This window comes from Jiangella alba (assembly GCF_900106035.1).
GTDB lineage: Bacteria > Actinomycetota > Actinomycetes > Jiangellales > Jiangellaceae > Jiangella > Jiangella alba.
Window position 1 is genome coordinate 890,542 of record NZ_FNUC01000004.1, and the last position, 12,549, is coordinate 903,090.

The 12,549-nt window shown below is 72.7% G+C and carries 11 protein-coding genes; 4 read left to right on the forward strand and 7 right to left on the reverse strand.

The window, feature by feature from the left end:
* Position 1: 1 nt before the first annotated feature.
* Together BLV02_RS21965 and BLV02_RS21970 are read right to left on the reverse strand one after the other, a co-directional pair.
* Complete coding sequence (locus tag BLV02_RS21965) at positions 2 to 472, reverse strand: tRNA adenosine deaminase-associated protein (RefSeq protein WP_074946590.1); 471 nt, start codon at positions 470 to 472, stop codon at positions 2 to 4.
* A 14-nt stretch (positions 473 to 486) separates the two neighbouring features.
* Positions 487 to 696 carry a hypothetical protein gene (locus tag BLV02_RS21970; protein WP_069110138.1) on the reverse strand — a complete coding sequence of 70 codons (210 nt, stop codon included), beginning with the start codon at positions 694 to 696 and terminating at the stop codon, positions 487 to 489.
* A gap of 104 nt (positions 697 to 800) precedes the next feature.
* Between BLV02_RS21970 and upp the strand changes: the two genes are divergently transcribed.
* The gene (gene upp, locus BLV02_RS21975) at positions 801 to 1,442 is read left to right on the forward strand and encodes a uracil phosphoribosyltransferase (protein WP_069110139.1); all 642 of its coding nucleotides are present in this window, start codon (positions 801 to 803) and stop codon (positions 1,440 to 1,442) included.
* 7 nt (positions 1,443 to 1,449) lie between these two features.
* Here upp and BLV02_RS21980 read toward each other — a convergent pair whose 3' ends face one another.
* The 3 genes from BLV02_RS21980 to BLV02_RS21990 are packed head-to-tail and all read right to left on the reverse strand — an operon-like array spanning position 1,450 to position 4,249.
* Positions 1,450 to 2,820: an NAD(P)(+) transhydrogenase (Re/Si-specific) subunit beta gene (locus tag BLV02_RS21980; RefSeq protein WP_069110140.1), complete on the reverse strand. Its 1,371-nt coding sequence runs from the start codon at positions 2,818 to 2,820 to the stop codon at positions 1,450 to 1,452.
* Entirely contained in the window at positions 2,817 to 3,128 is a 312-nt protein-coding gene (locus BLV02_RS21985; RefSeq protein WP_069110141.1) for an NAD(P) transhydrogenase subunit alpha part 2, read from the reverse strand. Before BLV02_RS21985 ends, BLV02_RS21980 begins: the two co-directional genes overlap by 4 nt.
* Entirely contained in the window at positions 3,125 to 4,249 is a 1,125-nt protein-coding gene (locus tag BLV02_RS21990; RefSeq protein WP_069110142.1) for an NAD(P) transhydrogenase subunit alpha, read from the reverse strand. The genes BLV02_RS21985 and BLV02_RS21990 overlap by 4 nt, the downstream gene beginning before the upstream one ends.
* Before the next feature lie 152 nt (positions 4,250 to 4,401).
* On the opposite strand from BLV02_RS21990, the gene BLV02_RS21995 reads away from it, so the two are divergent.
* The 3 genes from BLV02_RS21995 to BLV02_RS22005 all read left to right on the forward strand — a co-directional run bounded on the left by BLV02_RS21995 (position 4,402) and on the right by BLV02_RS22005 (position 8,469).
* The gene (locus BLV02_RS21995; protein ID WP_069110143.1) at positions 4,402 to 4,584 is read left to right on the forward strand and encodes a hypothetical protein; all 183 of its coding nucleotides are present in this window, start codon (positions 4,402 to 4,404) and stop codon (positions 4,582 to 4,584) included.
* A gap of 82 nt (positions 4,585 to 4,666) precedes the next feature.
* Complete coding sequence (locus BLV02_RS22000) at positions 4,667 to 5,860, forward strand: family 16 glycosylhydrolase (RefSeq protein ID WP_069110144.1); 1,194 nt, start codon at positions 4,667 to 4,669, stop codon at positions 5,858 to 5,860.
* Between the two features lie 26 nt (positions 5,861 to 5,886).
* Positions 5,887 to 8,469, forward strand: coding sequence for a golvesin C-terminal-like domain-containing protein (locus BLV02_RS22005; RefSeq protein WP_069110145.1), 2,583 nt, complete (start codon positions 5,887 to 5,889; stop codon positions 8,467 to 8,469).
* Between the two features lie 4 nt (positions 8,470 to 8,473).
* On the opposite strand, the gene BLV02_RS22010 is transcribed toward BLV02_RS22005, so the two are convergent.
* Positions 8,474 to 11,506, reverse strand: coding sequence for an alpha-mannosidase (locus BLV02_RS22010; RefSeq protein WP_069110146.1), 3,033 nt, complete (start codon positions 11,504 to 11,506; stop codon positions 8,474 to 8,476).
* Between the two features lie 44 nt (positions 11,507 to 11,550).
* The gene (locus BLV02_RS22015) at positions 11,551 to 12,522 is read right to left on the reverse strand and encodes a hypothetical protein (RefSeq protein WP_069110147.1); all 972 of its coding nucleotides are present in this window, start codon (positions 12,520 to 12,522) and stop codon (positions 11,551 to 11,553) included.
* Between the last annotated feature and the right edge of the window lie 27 nt (positions 12,523 to 12,549).

Below are 12,549 nucleotides of genomic sequence, written 5' to 3' on the forward strand. Positions count from 1 at the left end.
ATCAGGGCAGGACGTCGTCCAACTGCGGGCCGAAACCGGCCCGGGCGGCGATGCGCAGCAGCAGTTCGTCGGGGTAGGTGTCGAGGTCGCAGATCGCGGCCAGCGACATCGGGTCGACGCCGAGGTCGGCGAAGATCGTCAGGTCGCCGGCCGGCTGCGCCTGGTCGTCGTCGTCAGGAAACGGCAGCCCGAGCCGCTCGACGACGTCGCGGGCCATCGGCCAGTCGGTCGCGGCGGTGACGTCGGACAGCAGCAGCCGCAGGTCGTCACCGATCAGCCGGGCCGCGTAGAAGAAGTCCTCGTCGACGGAGACGAAGGCCAGCGACCCGGCGTCGCCCGGCCGCTCGCGCAGCACGGCGACCAGCTTGCCGAGATCGTTCCCGAGCTCTCGCGGCGCGGTCTCGACCAGCCAGCGCCCGGCCTCGCGGTACGCCACGACCACGAAGTCGACGACGCCCTCAGTGTCGGACACCGGCGGAGCGGCTTCTACATGCTCTGCCGTAGCCGCCCGCGCAGGCCGGCGGTGCGGCCGTGCCAGGGGGTGGAACGAGCGAGCAGCGCGCGGGCCTCCGCCAGTTCGCGGAGGAAGACCGCCCGCTGACGCAGGCGTGCGGCATCGGCGACGAGTTCGCCGCCGGCAGATGGGGGATCGTCTGTACCCGAGCCGACGGGCTCGGCTATGGCGCCCTCGGGCATCTGGCCTCCGTTCTTCAGACGCAACCCCTGCACACTCTCGGGGACGCTAGCACCAGCACACCCAACTGGTCGAGAGCGTGCCCGTATTCATATAAGTTCCTGGCATGCGTCTGCTGGCCGTCGATCACCCTCTCGTCGCGCACAAGCTCACCGTGCTGCGCAACGTCCGCACCGACTCGCCCACCTTCCGGCGACTGGCCGACGAGCTGGTCACGCTGCTGGCCTACGAGGCCACCCGTGAGGCGCGCGTCGACTCCGTCGAGATCCAGACGCCGGTCTCGCCGACCACCGGCGTGAAGCTCAGCTCGCCGAAGCCGCTGATCGTACCGATCCTGCGAGCCGGGCTCGGCATGCTCGACGGCATGGCCCGGCTGGTCCCCACAGCCGAGGTCGGCTTCCTCGGCATGATCCGCGACGAAGACACCCTGCAGGCCACCACGTACGCCACCCGGCTGCCCGACGACCTCACCGGGCGGCAGTGCTACGTCCTCGACCCCATGCTGGCCACGGGCGGCACGCTGGCGGCGGCCGTGCGGTTCCTCGTCGACCGCGGCGCCGACGACATCACCGCCGTGTGCCTGCTGGCCGCGCCCGAGGGCGTGCAGCACCTCGACGACGAGACGCGCGAGCTGGGCGTACCGGTCACGGTGGTGACGGCGGCGGTCGACGAGCGGCTGAACGAGAAGGGCTACATCGTGCCCGGCCTCGGCGACGCCGGCGACCGCCTCTACGGCGTCGTCGACTGACGCCCGCTCAGAGCGACTTCAGCGCCGTCACGAGCGCCGTGAGCGACGCCTTCGCGTCACCGAACAGCAGCGTCGTCTTCGCGTCGAAGAGCAGCTCGTTCTCGATGCCGGCGAACCCGGGCCGCATCGAGCGCTTGAGGAACACGATCGCGCCGGCGTGGTCGGCGTCGAGGATCGGCATGCCGTAGATCGGCGACCCCGGCGACGTCCGCGCCGACGGGTTGACCACGTCGTTCGCCCCGACCACCAGCGCGACGTCGGCCGTGCGCAGCTGGCCGTTGGCGGTGTCCATCTCCAGCAGCTGCTCGTACGGCACGTTCGCCTCGGCGAGCAGCACGTTCATGTGTCCCGGCATGCGCCCGGCCACCGGGTGAATGGCGTAGCCGACTTCGACGCCGCGCTTCTCCAGCAGGTCGACCAGCTCGCGGATCGTGTGCTGCGCCTGCGCCACCGCCAGCCCGTACCCCGGCACGACGATGACCTTGCGGGCGTACGCGAGCATGATCGCGACGTCGTCCGGACCGGCCGACCGGACCGGGCGGTCCGACACCTCGCCACCGCCCGCCGACGAGCCGCCCTTGAACGCGCCGAACAGGATCGACGACACCGAGCGGCCCATCGCGCGCGCCATGGCCCGGGTGAGGATCGTGCCGCTGGCGCCGACCAGCGTGCCGGCCACCAGCAGCAGCGCGTTCTCCAGCACGTACCCGCCGGCGGCGACCGCCAGCCCGGTGAACGCGTTGAGCAGCGAGATGACGATCGGCACGTCCGCGCCGCCGACAGGCAGCACCAGCAGCACGCCGGCCAGCAGCCCGACGATCGCCAGGATGATCGCCAGCGTCACGCTGCCGGTCGCGACCGTCCACACGCCCAGCCCGACCGCCGCGACCAGAACGCCGCCGAACACGAACGGCCCACCGGGGAACGTGATCGGGCGGCCGGTCATCAGCTCCTGCAGCTTGAGGAAGGTGATGACGGACCCGGAGAACGACACCGCGCCGATCAGGATCGTGAACGCGGACGCCGCGAGCGCGCCGTCGGACAGCAGGTCGGCGTGGCGCAGCTCGAGGATCGCGACGAGGGCGGCGGCGCCACCGCCGACGCCGTTGAAGAGCGCGACCAGCTGCGGCATCGCCGTCATCGCGACCCGCCGGGCGCCCAGAGCGCCCGGGACCGCGCCCACCACGACGGCGAGCAGGATCCAGCCGAGGTTGTCGATGTCGTAGGCGATGAACGTGACGACGACGGCGAGCAGCGCGCCGAACGCGCCGATCAGGTTGCCGCGCCGCGCGGACTTCGGCGACGAGAGGCCCTTGAGGGCGAGGATGAAGCAGACGGCGGCGACGACGTAGCAGACCTGGGCCCAGACGGGGATCACGCGCCGCCCTCCTCATCACGGGCGGAGCGCGGTTTCCCGCCGAACATCTCGAGCATCCGGTCGGTGACGACGAACCCGCCGACCAGGTTCAGTGTCGCCAGCACGACCGCGATCAGCGCGACCACCAGCACGCCGGCCTCGTCCGCCGTCCCGGCCACGATGACCGCGCCGACGAGGATGACGCCGTGGATCGCGTTGGCGCCGGACATCAGCGGCGTGTGCAGCGTGGACGAGACCTTCGACACGACCTCGAACCCCACGAACACCGCCAGCACGAACACCGTCAGTAGCGCGACGCCCTCGGTCACTCGGCCTCCAGCAGCTCGCGGGTCGGTGCATGCCGGACGGCGCCGTCGTGGGTGACGGCGGCGCCGTCGACGATCTCGTCGGCGAAGTCGGGCGTGACCTTGCCGTCGGCCGTCATCAGCAGCACCAGGTTGACGACGTTCGCGGCGAAGAGGCGGCTGGCGTGCACCGGCAGCTGACTGGGCACGTTCCGCGCGCCCCACACGAGCGCACCGCCGACCAGCACCTCCGAGCCCGCGACGCTGCCCTCGACGTTGCCACCGGACTCGGCGGCGAGGTCGACGACGATGCTGCCGGGCCGCATCGCCTCGACGGCCGGTCGTTCCACCAGCAGCGGCGCCGACCGGCCCGGCACGGCGGCGGTCGTGATCAGCACGTCCGACGCGGACACGTGCGGCGCCAGCAGGTCGCGCTGCAGCTGGGCGCGGTCCTCGGTCATCTCGCGCGCGTAGCCCCCGGCGCCCTCGAGGCTGGGGAGGTCGAGCTCGACGAACTTGGCGCCGAGGCTGCGCACCTCGTCGGCGGACGCGGCGCGCACGTCGTAGGCCTGGACGCGGGCGCCGAGCCGGCGCGCCGTCGCGATGGCCTGCAGCCCGGCCACGCCGGCGCCGAGCACGAGCACCTCGGCCGGCGGGATGGTGCCGGCGGCGGTCATCGAGAGCGGGAAGAACCGGGGCAGCTTCTCGGCCGCCACGAGCACCGCGCGGTACCCGGCGACCAGCGCCTGCGACGTGAGCGCGTCCATCGACTGCGCTCGCGAGATGCGCGGCACCAGTTCCAGCGAGAACGCCGTCACCCCGGCGTCGCGGGCCGCGCGAACGACGTCCAGCTCCTGCGTCGCGGGCAGGAACGAGACGGTGACGGCGCCGGAGCGCAGCCCCGCGAGGCGCGACGGCGGCAACGGCTGCACCGACACGACGACGTCGGCGCTCGCCAACGCGTCGGGCCCGGCCACGGAGGCGCCGGCCGCCTCGTACGACTCGTCGGTGTGCAGGGCGCCCAGCCCTGCGCCGGACTCGACGACGACCTCCAGGCCGGCGCTGGTCAGCCGCCCGACGAGGTCAGGGACCAGTGCAACCCGGCGCTCGTGTTCACGGGTCTCGGCAGCGACGACGACCTTCATCGCCCGCAGACGTTACCCGTCGAGCAGGGGTGATCGACAGGGGTTTGCCACGTGTTGGTCGGTCCCGTAGGGGACGGCCCCTCCCGTGGATGGAGACGAAACGGCCTTCACCGGGGACAATGGAGGGAGCAACCCTTGAGAAAGGACCCGCCATGGGCAAGAACACCGGTTGGATCGTCGGAGGTGCAGCCGCGGCGATCCTCGCGCTCTGGCTGCTGCCCTTCTGGCTCTTCGTCGTGCTGCTGATCGGCATCCCGGTCGCCGGCTACCTCATGCTCGACCCGTCCCAGCGCCGACGTCTGCGCGGCCGCCGGAACCGGCAGATCGGGCAGTAACCCGCGCGGCGTAGATGCCGCATTCACATTGTAGACAACGAACCCGCATGGCCGTACTCTCCTCGGTGACGAGGAGGTCGCCATGGGGGTTCGTGCGCTCATCACCCTGGTCACGGCTGGAACGCTGCCGCTGGTCTCAGGTGGCCCAGCCCCGGCGACGGACGAGGCCGAGGTACTCGCCGCACCACCCGGATACGCGCTGAGCTGGGCGGACGAGTTCGACGGCACGGCGGTCGACGAGAGCCGCTGGACGTTCCGCACCGGCAAGCCGTGGAACGGCTGGAGCACGCAGCTGCCCGAGAACGTCAGCGTCGGCGGCGGGGTCATGACCATCCGGCTGTGCCCCCAGGGCACGTCCGGGCCGGACTGCCTCCCGACCAGCGCGACCACGGACTTCACCGGCGGCGGCCTGATCAGCAAGGATCGGCCGCGGTACGGGTACTACGAGGTGCGAGCCCGGACCAACGTGGGCTCCGGCTGGCACTCGGCGTTCTGGTCGGCGCAGGTCGGCGCCACCGGCCTGTTCACCGAGATCGACGGGTTCGAGATCGACTCGCACGTGCCCGGCTACGCCCGGCACAACGTTATCGCCTGGAACCACGGCGGCCACCTGACCAGCGGGATCGACGAGCTGGGCTTCGACAGCTCGGCCGGCTGGCACGTCTACGGCTACGAGTGGCGCGAGGACGAGGTGCGCTTCTTCGTCGACGGCGTCCAGGTCTGGAGCACGCCGTACGCACCGAGCACCTACGCGCACAACTTCCTCAACGTCTGGCTGACCACCATCGCCATCGACCTCAACGACAGCCCCGGGGTCGACGTCGGCGCGCTGCCGGGCCGGACGCAGTGGGACTACGTCCGCTACTACCAGCGCGACGCGTACGGCGACAACGACGACCCGGCAGGCGGCTACGCGGAGTCCGGCACCGGCTGGGCCACGTCCGGCCTGCCCGCGTTCGGCCGCCTGACCAGCCGGTACAGCTGCACCGCGGGCGCCGCCGCGCACTGGACGCTGCGGCCGCCGTCGGCCGGGTCGTACCGCGCGTACCTGTACCGCGTCGGCGGCGACGGCGGACAGCCCGACGCCCCGGTGACGGTGGCCGACGGCGCCACGACACTGGCCGCCGCGTCCGTCGACTTCGGCGCGGCCGAAAGCGCGTGGGTCCCGGTCGGTGGCGCCCTCTCGCTGAGCGCCGGCCGGCCCTACACCGTCCGCGTCGAACGGACCGGCGCGGGCTGCGTCCGCGCCGACGCCGTCAAGTTCGTCCGTCAGTGAGCCCCTCGCCCCCAGGAGGTCGTCACGTGATCGTCACCGCACGAGTCTGGTCCATGCTGGCGCTGGCAGCCGTCACCGCGGCCTCGCTGTCCTCGGCGCCCGACCCCGCGGCCGCGGCCGAGCCCGCGCCGGCCCCGATCCCCGGCTACGAACTGGCCTGGGCCGACGAGTTCGACGGCACCGGGCTCGACACCGGCGACTGGTACTACCGCGAGGGCGAGAAGGTCATCTGCTCCAACTCGCCGGACAACGTGACGGTCTCGGACGGCCTGCTGCACATCGCGCTGAAGCGCGAGGACCGCAACGGCATGCCGTACACCTGCGGTGGCGTGATCAGCCGGCAGTGGTTCGGCTACGGCTACTACGAGACCCGCGCGCGGCTCTGGGGCGACCAGGGCTTCCACTCGGCGATGTGGACGACGGGGCTCGGCGACAGCATGCCGGACGCGCCGCTCTACAAGGGCCCGAACAACCGGGTGAACGAGATCGACGGGTTCGAGATCGACTCGCACGCGCCGGACCGCGTTCAGCACCACTCGCACTGGTTCGTGCCGGAGCACATCGGCAACCAGGGCGGCGTCTACGTCGGCCCGGACAGCTCCGACGGCTACCACACGTACGGCTTCGAATGGCTGCCGGACGAGATCCGCTGGTACGTCGACGGCGTGCTCGCCCGGGTGCAGCCGTACGCCGGGCCGCACGGTCTGCAGAGCATCTGGCTGACGACGCTGGGCTACACCGCGCCGGTCGACGAGTCCAACCTGCCCGGCGTCACCACCTGGGACTACTTCCGCTACTACGCGCCGACGGACGACGGCGAGCGCGCGACGCCCGGCAGCGTCGTCGTCGACAACGGCGAGCCGGGCTACGCCGAGACCGGTGCCTGGTCGGGCACCGGAGAGGCGTTCGGCTACCAGGATCGTGAGACCCGCAGCACGGCGGAGCAGGGCGCGACGGCCGCGTGGACGCCGAAGCTGGCCACCGCCGGCGAGTACGAGGTGTCCGTCTGGAACCCGAGCTTCCTCTCCACCGGGCACACCGCCGCCCGCTACACCGTCACGCACGCCGGCGGCACCAGCGAGGTCGTGGTCGACCAGCGCACGGCCGGACAGCGCTGGGTCAGTCTGGGCTCGTTCGAGCTGACGCCCGGCGCTGGGCACGGCGTCCGGGTGGCCGGCGACGCGGCGGGTTCCGGCACCCTGCGCGCCGACGCCGCCCGCTTCACCCCCGCGGTGGTCGTCGAGGACGGCGACCCCGGCTACACCGAGGCCGGGACCTGGGCCGGGTCGGCGACGGTGACCGGCTGGCTCGGCACCGGCAGCCGCTACGCCAGCGGCTCCAGCTCCACCGCCCGCTGGACGCCCGACCTGCCCGCGACCGGCGCGTACGACGTCTACGCATGGACGCCCGGCCACGAGCTGAACACCGGCGACGCACGGTTCACCGTCGCCCACGCCGGCGGCAGCACGGTGGTCCCGGCCGACGGGGTCGTGGACCGGTGGACCCACCTCGGCCGGTACGACTTCGCCGCGGGCGGCGACGGCTACGTCGAGCTGGGCAAGGACTACGGCGTCACCGGGTTCCTCCGCGCCGACACGGTGAAGTTCGTCCCCGTGCCGCCGGCCGGCGACGCGGCGTTGCCGGCGCCGGCCGGGGTGCGCGGGACCGTCAGCGCCACGCCGGCCACCGGCGACGCCACGCTGACCTGGCACTGGCGGGCGCCGAACGACCCGGACGTCGTCGGCTACCACGTCTACCTCGACGGGCAGCGGGTGAGCTGGCAGCCGGTGGCGCGCCCGTGGTTCCGGATGCGCGAGATGCTGGCGGGCCAGCGCTACGAGATCACGGTGACCGCCGTCGACAGCGCCGGCCGCGAGTCGGCGCCGTCCAGCCCGGCGCCGGTGCGCATCCCGGTCGACACCCGGGCGCCGGCCGCGCCGACCGGGCTGACCGGCGAGGCGGCGAACGGGCGGGCCATCCTGTACTGGTCGCAGAACGCCGAGGTCGACCTGCTCGGCTACAACGTCTACGCCGACGGCGTGCTGGTGAACACGAAGGGACCGGTCGGGCACATCGCCGACCCGGGCTTCACCCGGCTGGGCTTCCCGGTCGAGGAGCTGGCCAACGGCACGGCGCACCAGCTGCAGATCCGCGCCGTCGACCTGTCCGGCAACGAGTCGCGGCCGGCCGCCGTCTCCGTCACGCCGCTGCCGATGAGCATCGTCGGTGTCACCGACACCGGCTACTCCGAGCAGGGGACGTGGAGCGGGTCGAGCGTGCCGGGCTGGCTCCGGTCCCCGACGCGCACCAGCAACGCCACGACGGCGACGGCCAGCTGGCGGCCCGACCTGCCCGCGGCCGGTGGCTACGACGTGTACGCCTGGGTCCCGAACCACGCCAACAGCTCCACGGCGGCCCGCTACACCGTCACGTACGACGGCGGCACCGACAGCGTCGACGTCGACCAGACCACCGGCGGCAACCAGTGGATCCTGCTCGGCCGGTACGACTTCGCCGCGGGCACCGGCGGCGACGTCACCGTCGCCAACGCCGCGGGCGGCGGGACGTACCTGCGCACCAGTGCGGTGAAGTTCGTCCCGGCGCCCTGACGGATCAGGCCCGGCGCAGCCGCAGCGTCACGATCTGGAACGGCCGCAGTCGAAGCGTCACGTCGTCACCGCCGGTGACCAGCGCTGACGCTTCGACCGGCCGTTCCAGCAGGTCGGTCTCCTCGACACCGGCCAGCGGGAACGACGCCGTCAGCGTCGCCGTCGCGCGCCCGCCGCCGGACTCGTAGAGCCGCACGACGACGTCGCCGGAGCGGTCGTCGGCCAGCTTGACCGCCGACACGACGACGGACCCGCCGCTCACCCGGACCAGCGGCTCGACCTCGTGCCCGGCGCCCTCGACCAGCCGCGCCGGCAGGTTCAGCGCATACCCCTCGCGCACCGCGTCGTCGATGGACGCGCCCGGCACCAGCGAGTACCGCAGCGTGTGCACGCCCTGGTCGGTCTCGGGGTCGGGGTAGCGCGGCGCCCGCAGCAGCGACAGGCGCACGGTCGTCGTGGTGCCGCCGGAGGGCGACGCGCCGCGGCGCACGTCGTGGCCGTAGGTCGAGTCGTTGACCAGCGCGACACCGTAACCGGGCTCCTCGAGGTGCACGAACCGGTGCGCGCACACCTCGAATCGCGCCGCGTCCCACGACGTGTTCTCGTGCGTCGGCCGGTAGTGGTGGCCGAACTGCGTCTCGTACGCCGCCCGCTGCGTCTGCACGTCCAGCGGGAACGCCGCCTTGAGGAACTTCTCCCGCTCGTGCCAGTCGACCTCGGTGCTGACGTCGACGCGGTTGGCGCCGGCCGCCAGGGTGAGTTCCTGGACGACGTGCGAGTCGCCGAAGGTGCGCGCCACCCTGACGGTGTCGCCGTCGGCGCTGAGCTCGTCGAGGTCGACGAGGTCGGTGACGGTGTTGCGGTAGAACTCGTCGACGTCCCAGGCGTCCCACTGGTTGGGGAGGTCCTGGTGCAGCTGCAGCAGGTTGCCGGGACCGGCCAGCACTTCGCGGCCGGCCTCGAGGTCGAGCACCGACGTGAGCAGCCCGCGGCCGTCGACCGTCACCCGGAGCAGGCCGTTGTCGAGGACGTAGCCGCCGTCGGCCGCGACGACCTCCGTCGGCGGCGACGGCAGCGCCACCGGAGCCGCCGCGAAGGCCGGGACGTCGCGGCGGCCGTGCGGCGCCGCGTTGAACGCGACCGTGGTGTCGCCGTCGCCCGCGAGCGCGCGCTGGGCCCGTCCGACGATCTCGGTCAGCTCGGCCGCGATGCCGGCGTACTGGTCGCGGGCCTCACGGTGCACCCAGGCGATGGACGAGCCGGGCAGGATGTCGTGGAACTGGTTGAGCAGCACCACCTTCCAGATGCGGTCGAGGTCGTCGTACGGATAGTCGGCCGCGCCCGCCACGGCCGCCGTCGCCGACCACAGCTCGGCCTCGTGCAGCAGGTGCTCGCTGCGCCGGTTGCCCTGCTTGGTCTTGGCCTGCGACGTGTACGTGGCACGGTGGATCTCGAGGTACAGCTCGCCGGTCCACACCGGCGCGTTCGGGTACTCGGCCTCGGCGGCGGCGAAGAACTCGGACGGCTTCTCGATGGCGACCCGCGGCGAGCCCTCCAGGTCGGCCGTCCGGCGGGCCTGCGCGATCATCTCGCGGGTGGGGCCGCCACCGCCGTCGCCCCAGCCGAACGGGACCAGCGAGCGGTTCGCGTCGCCCTTGTCGCGGAAGTTGCGGACGGCATGCGCGAGCTCCCCGCCGGACAGGTCGGAGTTGTAGGTGTCGACCGGCGGGAAGTGGGTGAAGACGCGGGTGCCGTCGAGGCCCTCCCACCAGAAGGAGTGGTGCGGGAAGACGTTCTGCTTGTTCCAGGAGATCTTCTGGGTGAGGAACCAGCGCGACCCCGACAGCGTCACCAGCTGCGGCAACGCCGGCGAGTAGCCGAACGAGTCGGGCAGCCAGACCTCCTGGGTGTCGACGCCGAACCGGTCCAGGAAGTACCGCTTGCCGTGCACCAGCTGCCGGGCCATCGCCTCGGACCCGGGCAGGTTGGTGTCGGACTCGACCCACATGCCGCCGACCGGCACGAACCGGCCGCCCTTGACCTGCTCGGCGACGCGCTGGAAGACCTCGGGACGGTGCTCCTCGATCCAGGCGTACTGCTGCGCCGACGACATCGCGTAGACGAGGTCGGGGTACTCGTCCAGCAGGCTGACCACGTTCGACGTGGTGCGCGCGACCTTGCGGACGGTCTCGCGGACCGGCCACAGCCACGCGCTGTCGATGTGCGCGTGCCCGACGGCGGACAGCCGGTGCGCGCTGGCGTTGGCCGGCTTGGTGAGGACGCCGGTCAGCTCGGCCCGGGCGGCAGCCGCGGTGCCGGCGACGTCCTGCAGGTCCAGCGCGTCCAGCGCCCGCTCGACGGCGCGCAGCAGCTGCCACCGTCGCGGCTCGCCCTCGGGCAGCTGCGGCATCAGTCCGCCGATCGCCTCGAGGTCCTGCCACAGCTCCCACACGTCCTGCTCGAACACGGCGACGTCGGCGCGGTTGACGCGATACAGCGGCTCGCTGCCGGCGGTCGACTTCTCACCCAGTGGCGTCACGGCGAACGGCGAGTCGCCCTCCAGCCGCGGGTTGGCGGCGGCCTCGACGTAGAGGTCGATCCGCTCGCCGCCGGACACCGGGTCGCCGACCGGCAGCCACACGTTGCGCGGGTGCAGGCCCTTCACGACCGTGCCGTCCGGCCGGTACGCCAGGCCCTCGGCCTGGAATCCGGGGAACCGGTCCTCCCAGCCGAGGTCGAGTACCAGCTCGACCCGGCGGCCGACCGCCGCGGCGGGCACCTCGCCGGTGACGTGGAACCACGACGTGCCCCACGGCGGCCCCCACCGCTCACCCACCTCGACCGGGACGTAGCGGCCGTCGGCGACCGCCTCGCCGCCGGGCAGCGCGACCCGCGGGGGGACCGGCTCGCCCTGGCCGCCCTCGACGTGCCAGACCGTCAGGGACAAGGGTGCGACCGTGCGGTGGACGGCCGGCCTGAGCCGCTGGCCCAGGATTCGCTTCAGACGCTTCTCGACCAGGGCGCGGTTGTCATGCATAGGGTTCCAAACTCCGTCGGGGTGGACGACACGTTACGGCCCGGTCAGTCGGTGCACCCGACCGCGTCGACCGACCCCGTCAGCTCGGACGTCGTCAGGTAGCCGCAGCCGCCGACGACGTACGCGACGGTCTCGGCCTGCAGCACGTTCCCGGGCGGGACCCGCCGCGACGGCCAGTCCGGGAACGTCGCGACGTCGGCGCCCGGATCGGGCGACCGGTACTCCAGCACCTCGTCGTACGTGCGCAGCAGCACCCGGCCGGCGGCGAGGTCGGCGGACGCGTCGGTGACGACGTTGCCGACCAGTCCAGCGAGGAACCCGTTCTCCGGCTCGGGCACCGCGACCTCGCCCAGCAGCGCCAGCTCACCGCCGTCCGCCGGGCCCCGGTAGAGCCGGGTGCTGCCGGTCTCGCCGGTGTCCTCGTCGAACGGCGCCTTGCTGACGATCAGCGGACGGCCGTCGGGGTCCACGAGCAGCGCCTCGGCGTCGGTCGGGCCGTCCTCGTAGCGGTACTCCAGCGCGTCGGCGTCGACGCTGCCCGGCGGGTCGTCGAGGTCCGGTTCCGGCGCACGGTAGACGACGACGTGGTCGCGGCCGACGTGGTCGCCGATGTCACCGACGTACAGGCAGGACGTGTCCGGGTCGTCGCCGCACGGGCCGACGGCGAGCGCCTCGGCGTTCTCGGTGTCCATGCCGGCCAGCTCGATGGCCGCGACGAGCGTGCCGTCGGCGCGGACCACGGCCACCTCCGACGTGCCGGGCTCGTCGCCGACGACGTAGTAGAGGCCCGGCGTGCGGACGCTGCCCGCCATGCCGCTGACCTCGACGACGGTGTCGTCGCCGAGCGTGCCGACGTTCTCGGCCTCGCCGTAGCAGGGGCTGTCGCAGTCGGGCTGCCGCGGCTCCTCCGGCGACGGGTTCGCCGAGGTCGCGCCGGGAGTACCCCCGCCGGAGGGTGAGCCGGTCTCCGTCGAATCCGAGCAGGCCACCAGCGGCAGGACCGCCGCAAGTGTCACGACAAGCACACGACTCCCCGTTGCCCC

What these genes read in the sequence shown, in the direction of transcription:
- BLV02_RS21995 (WP_069110143.1), top strand. Translation starts at nt 4,402, where the DNA reads ATGGGCAAGAACACCGGTTGGATCGTCGGAGGTGCAGCCGCGGCGATC.
- BLV02_RS22000 (WP_069110144.1), top strand. Translation starts at nt 4,667, where the DNA reads ATGGGGGTTCGTGCGCTCATCACCCTGGTCACGGCTGGAACGCTGCCG.
- BLV02_RS22010 (WP_069110146.1), bottom strand. Translation starts at nt 11,506, where the DNA reads ATGCATGACAACCGCGCCCTGGTCGAGAAGCGTCTGAAGCGAATCCTG.
- BLV02_RS21990 (WP_069110142.1), bottom strand. Translation starts at nt 4,249, where the DNA reads ATGAAGGTCGTCGTCGCTGCCGAGACCCGTGAACACGAGCGCCGGGTT.
- upp (WP_069110139.1), top strand. Translation starts at nt 801, where the DNA reads ATGCGTCTGCTGGCCGTCGATCACCCTCTCGTCGCGCACAAGCTCACC.
- BLV02_RS21970 (WP_069110138.1), bottom strand. Translation starts at nt 696, where the DNA reads ATGCCCGAGGGCGCCATAGCCGAGCCCGTCGGCTCGGGTACAGACGAT.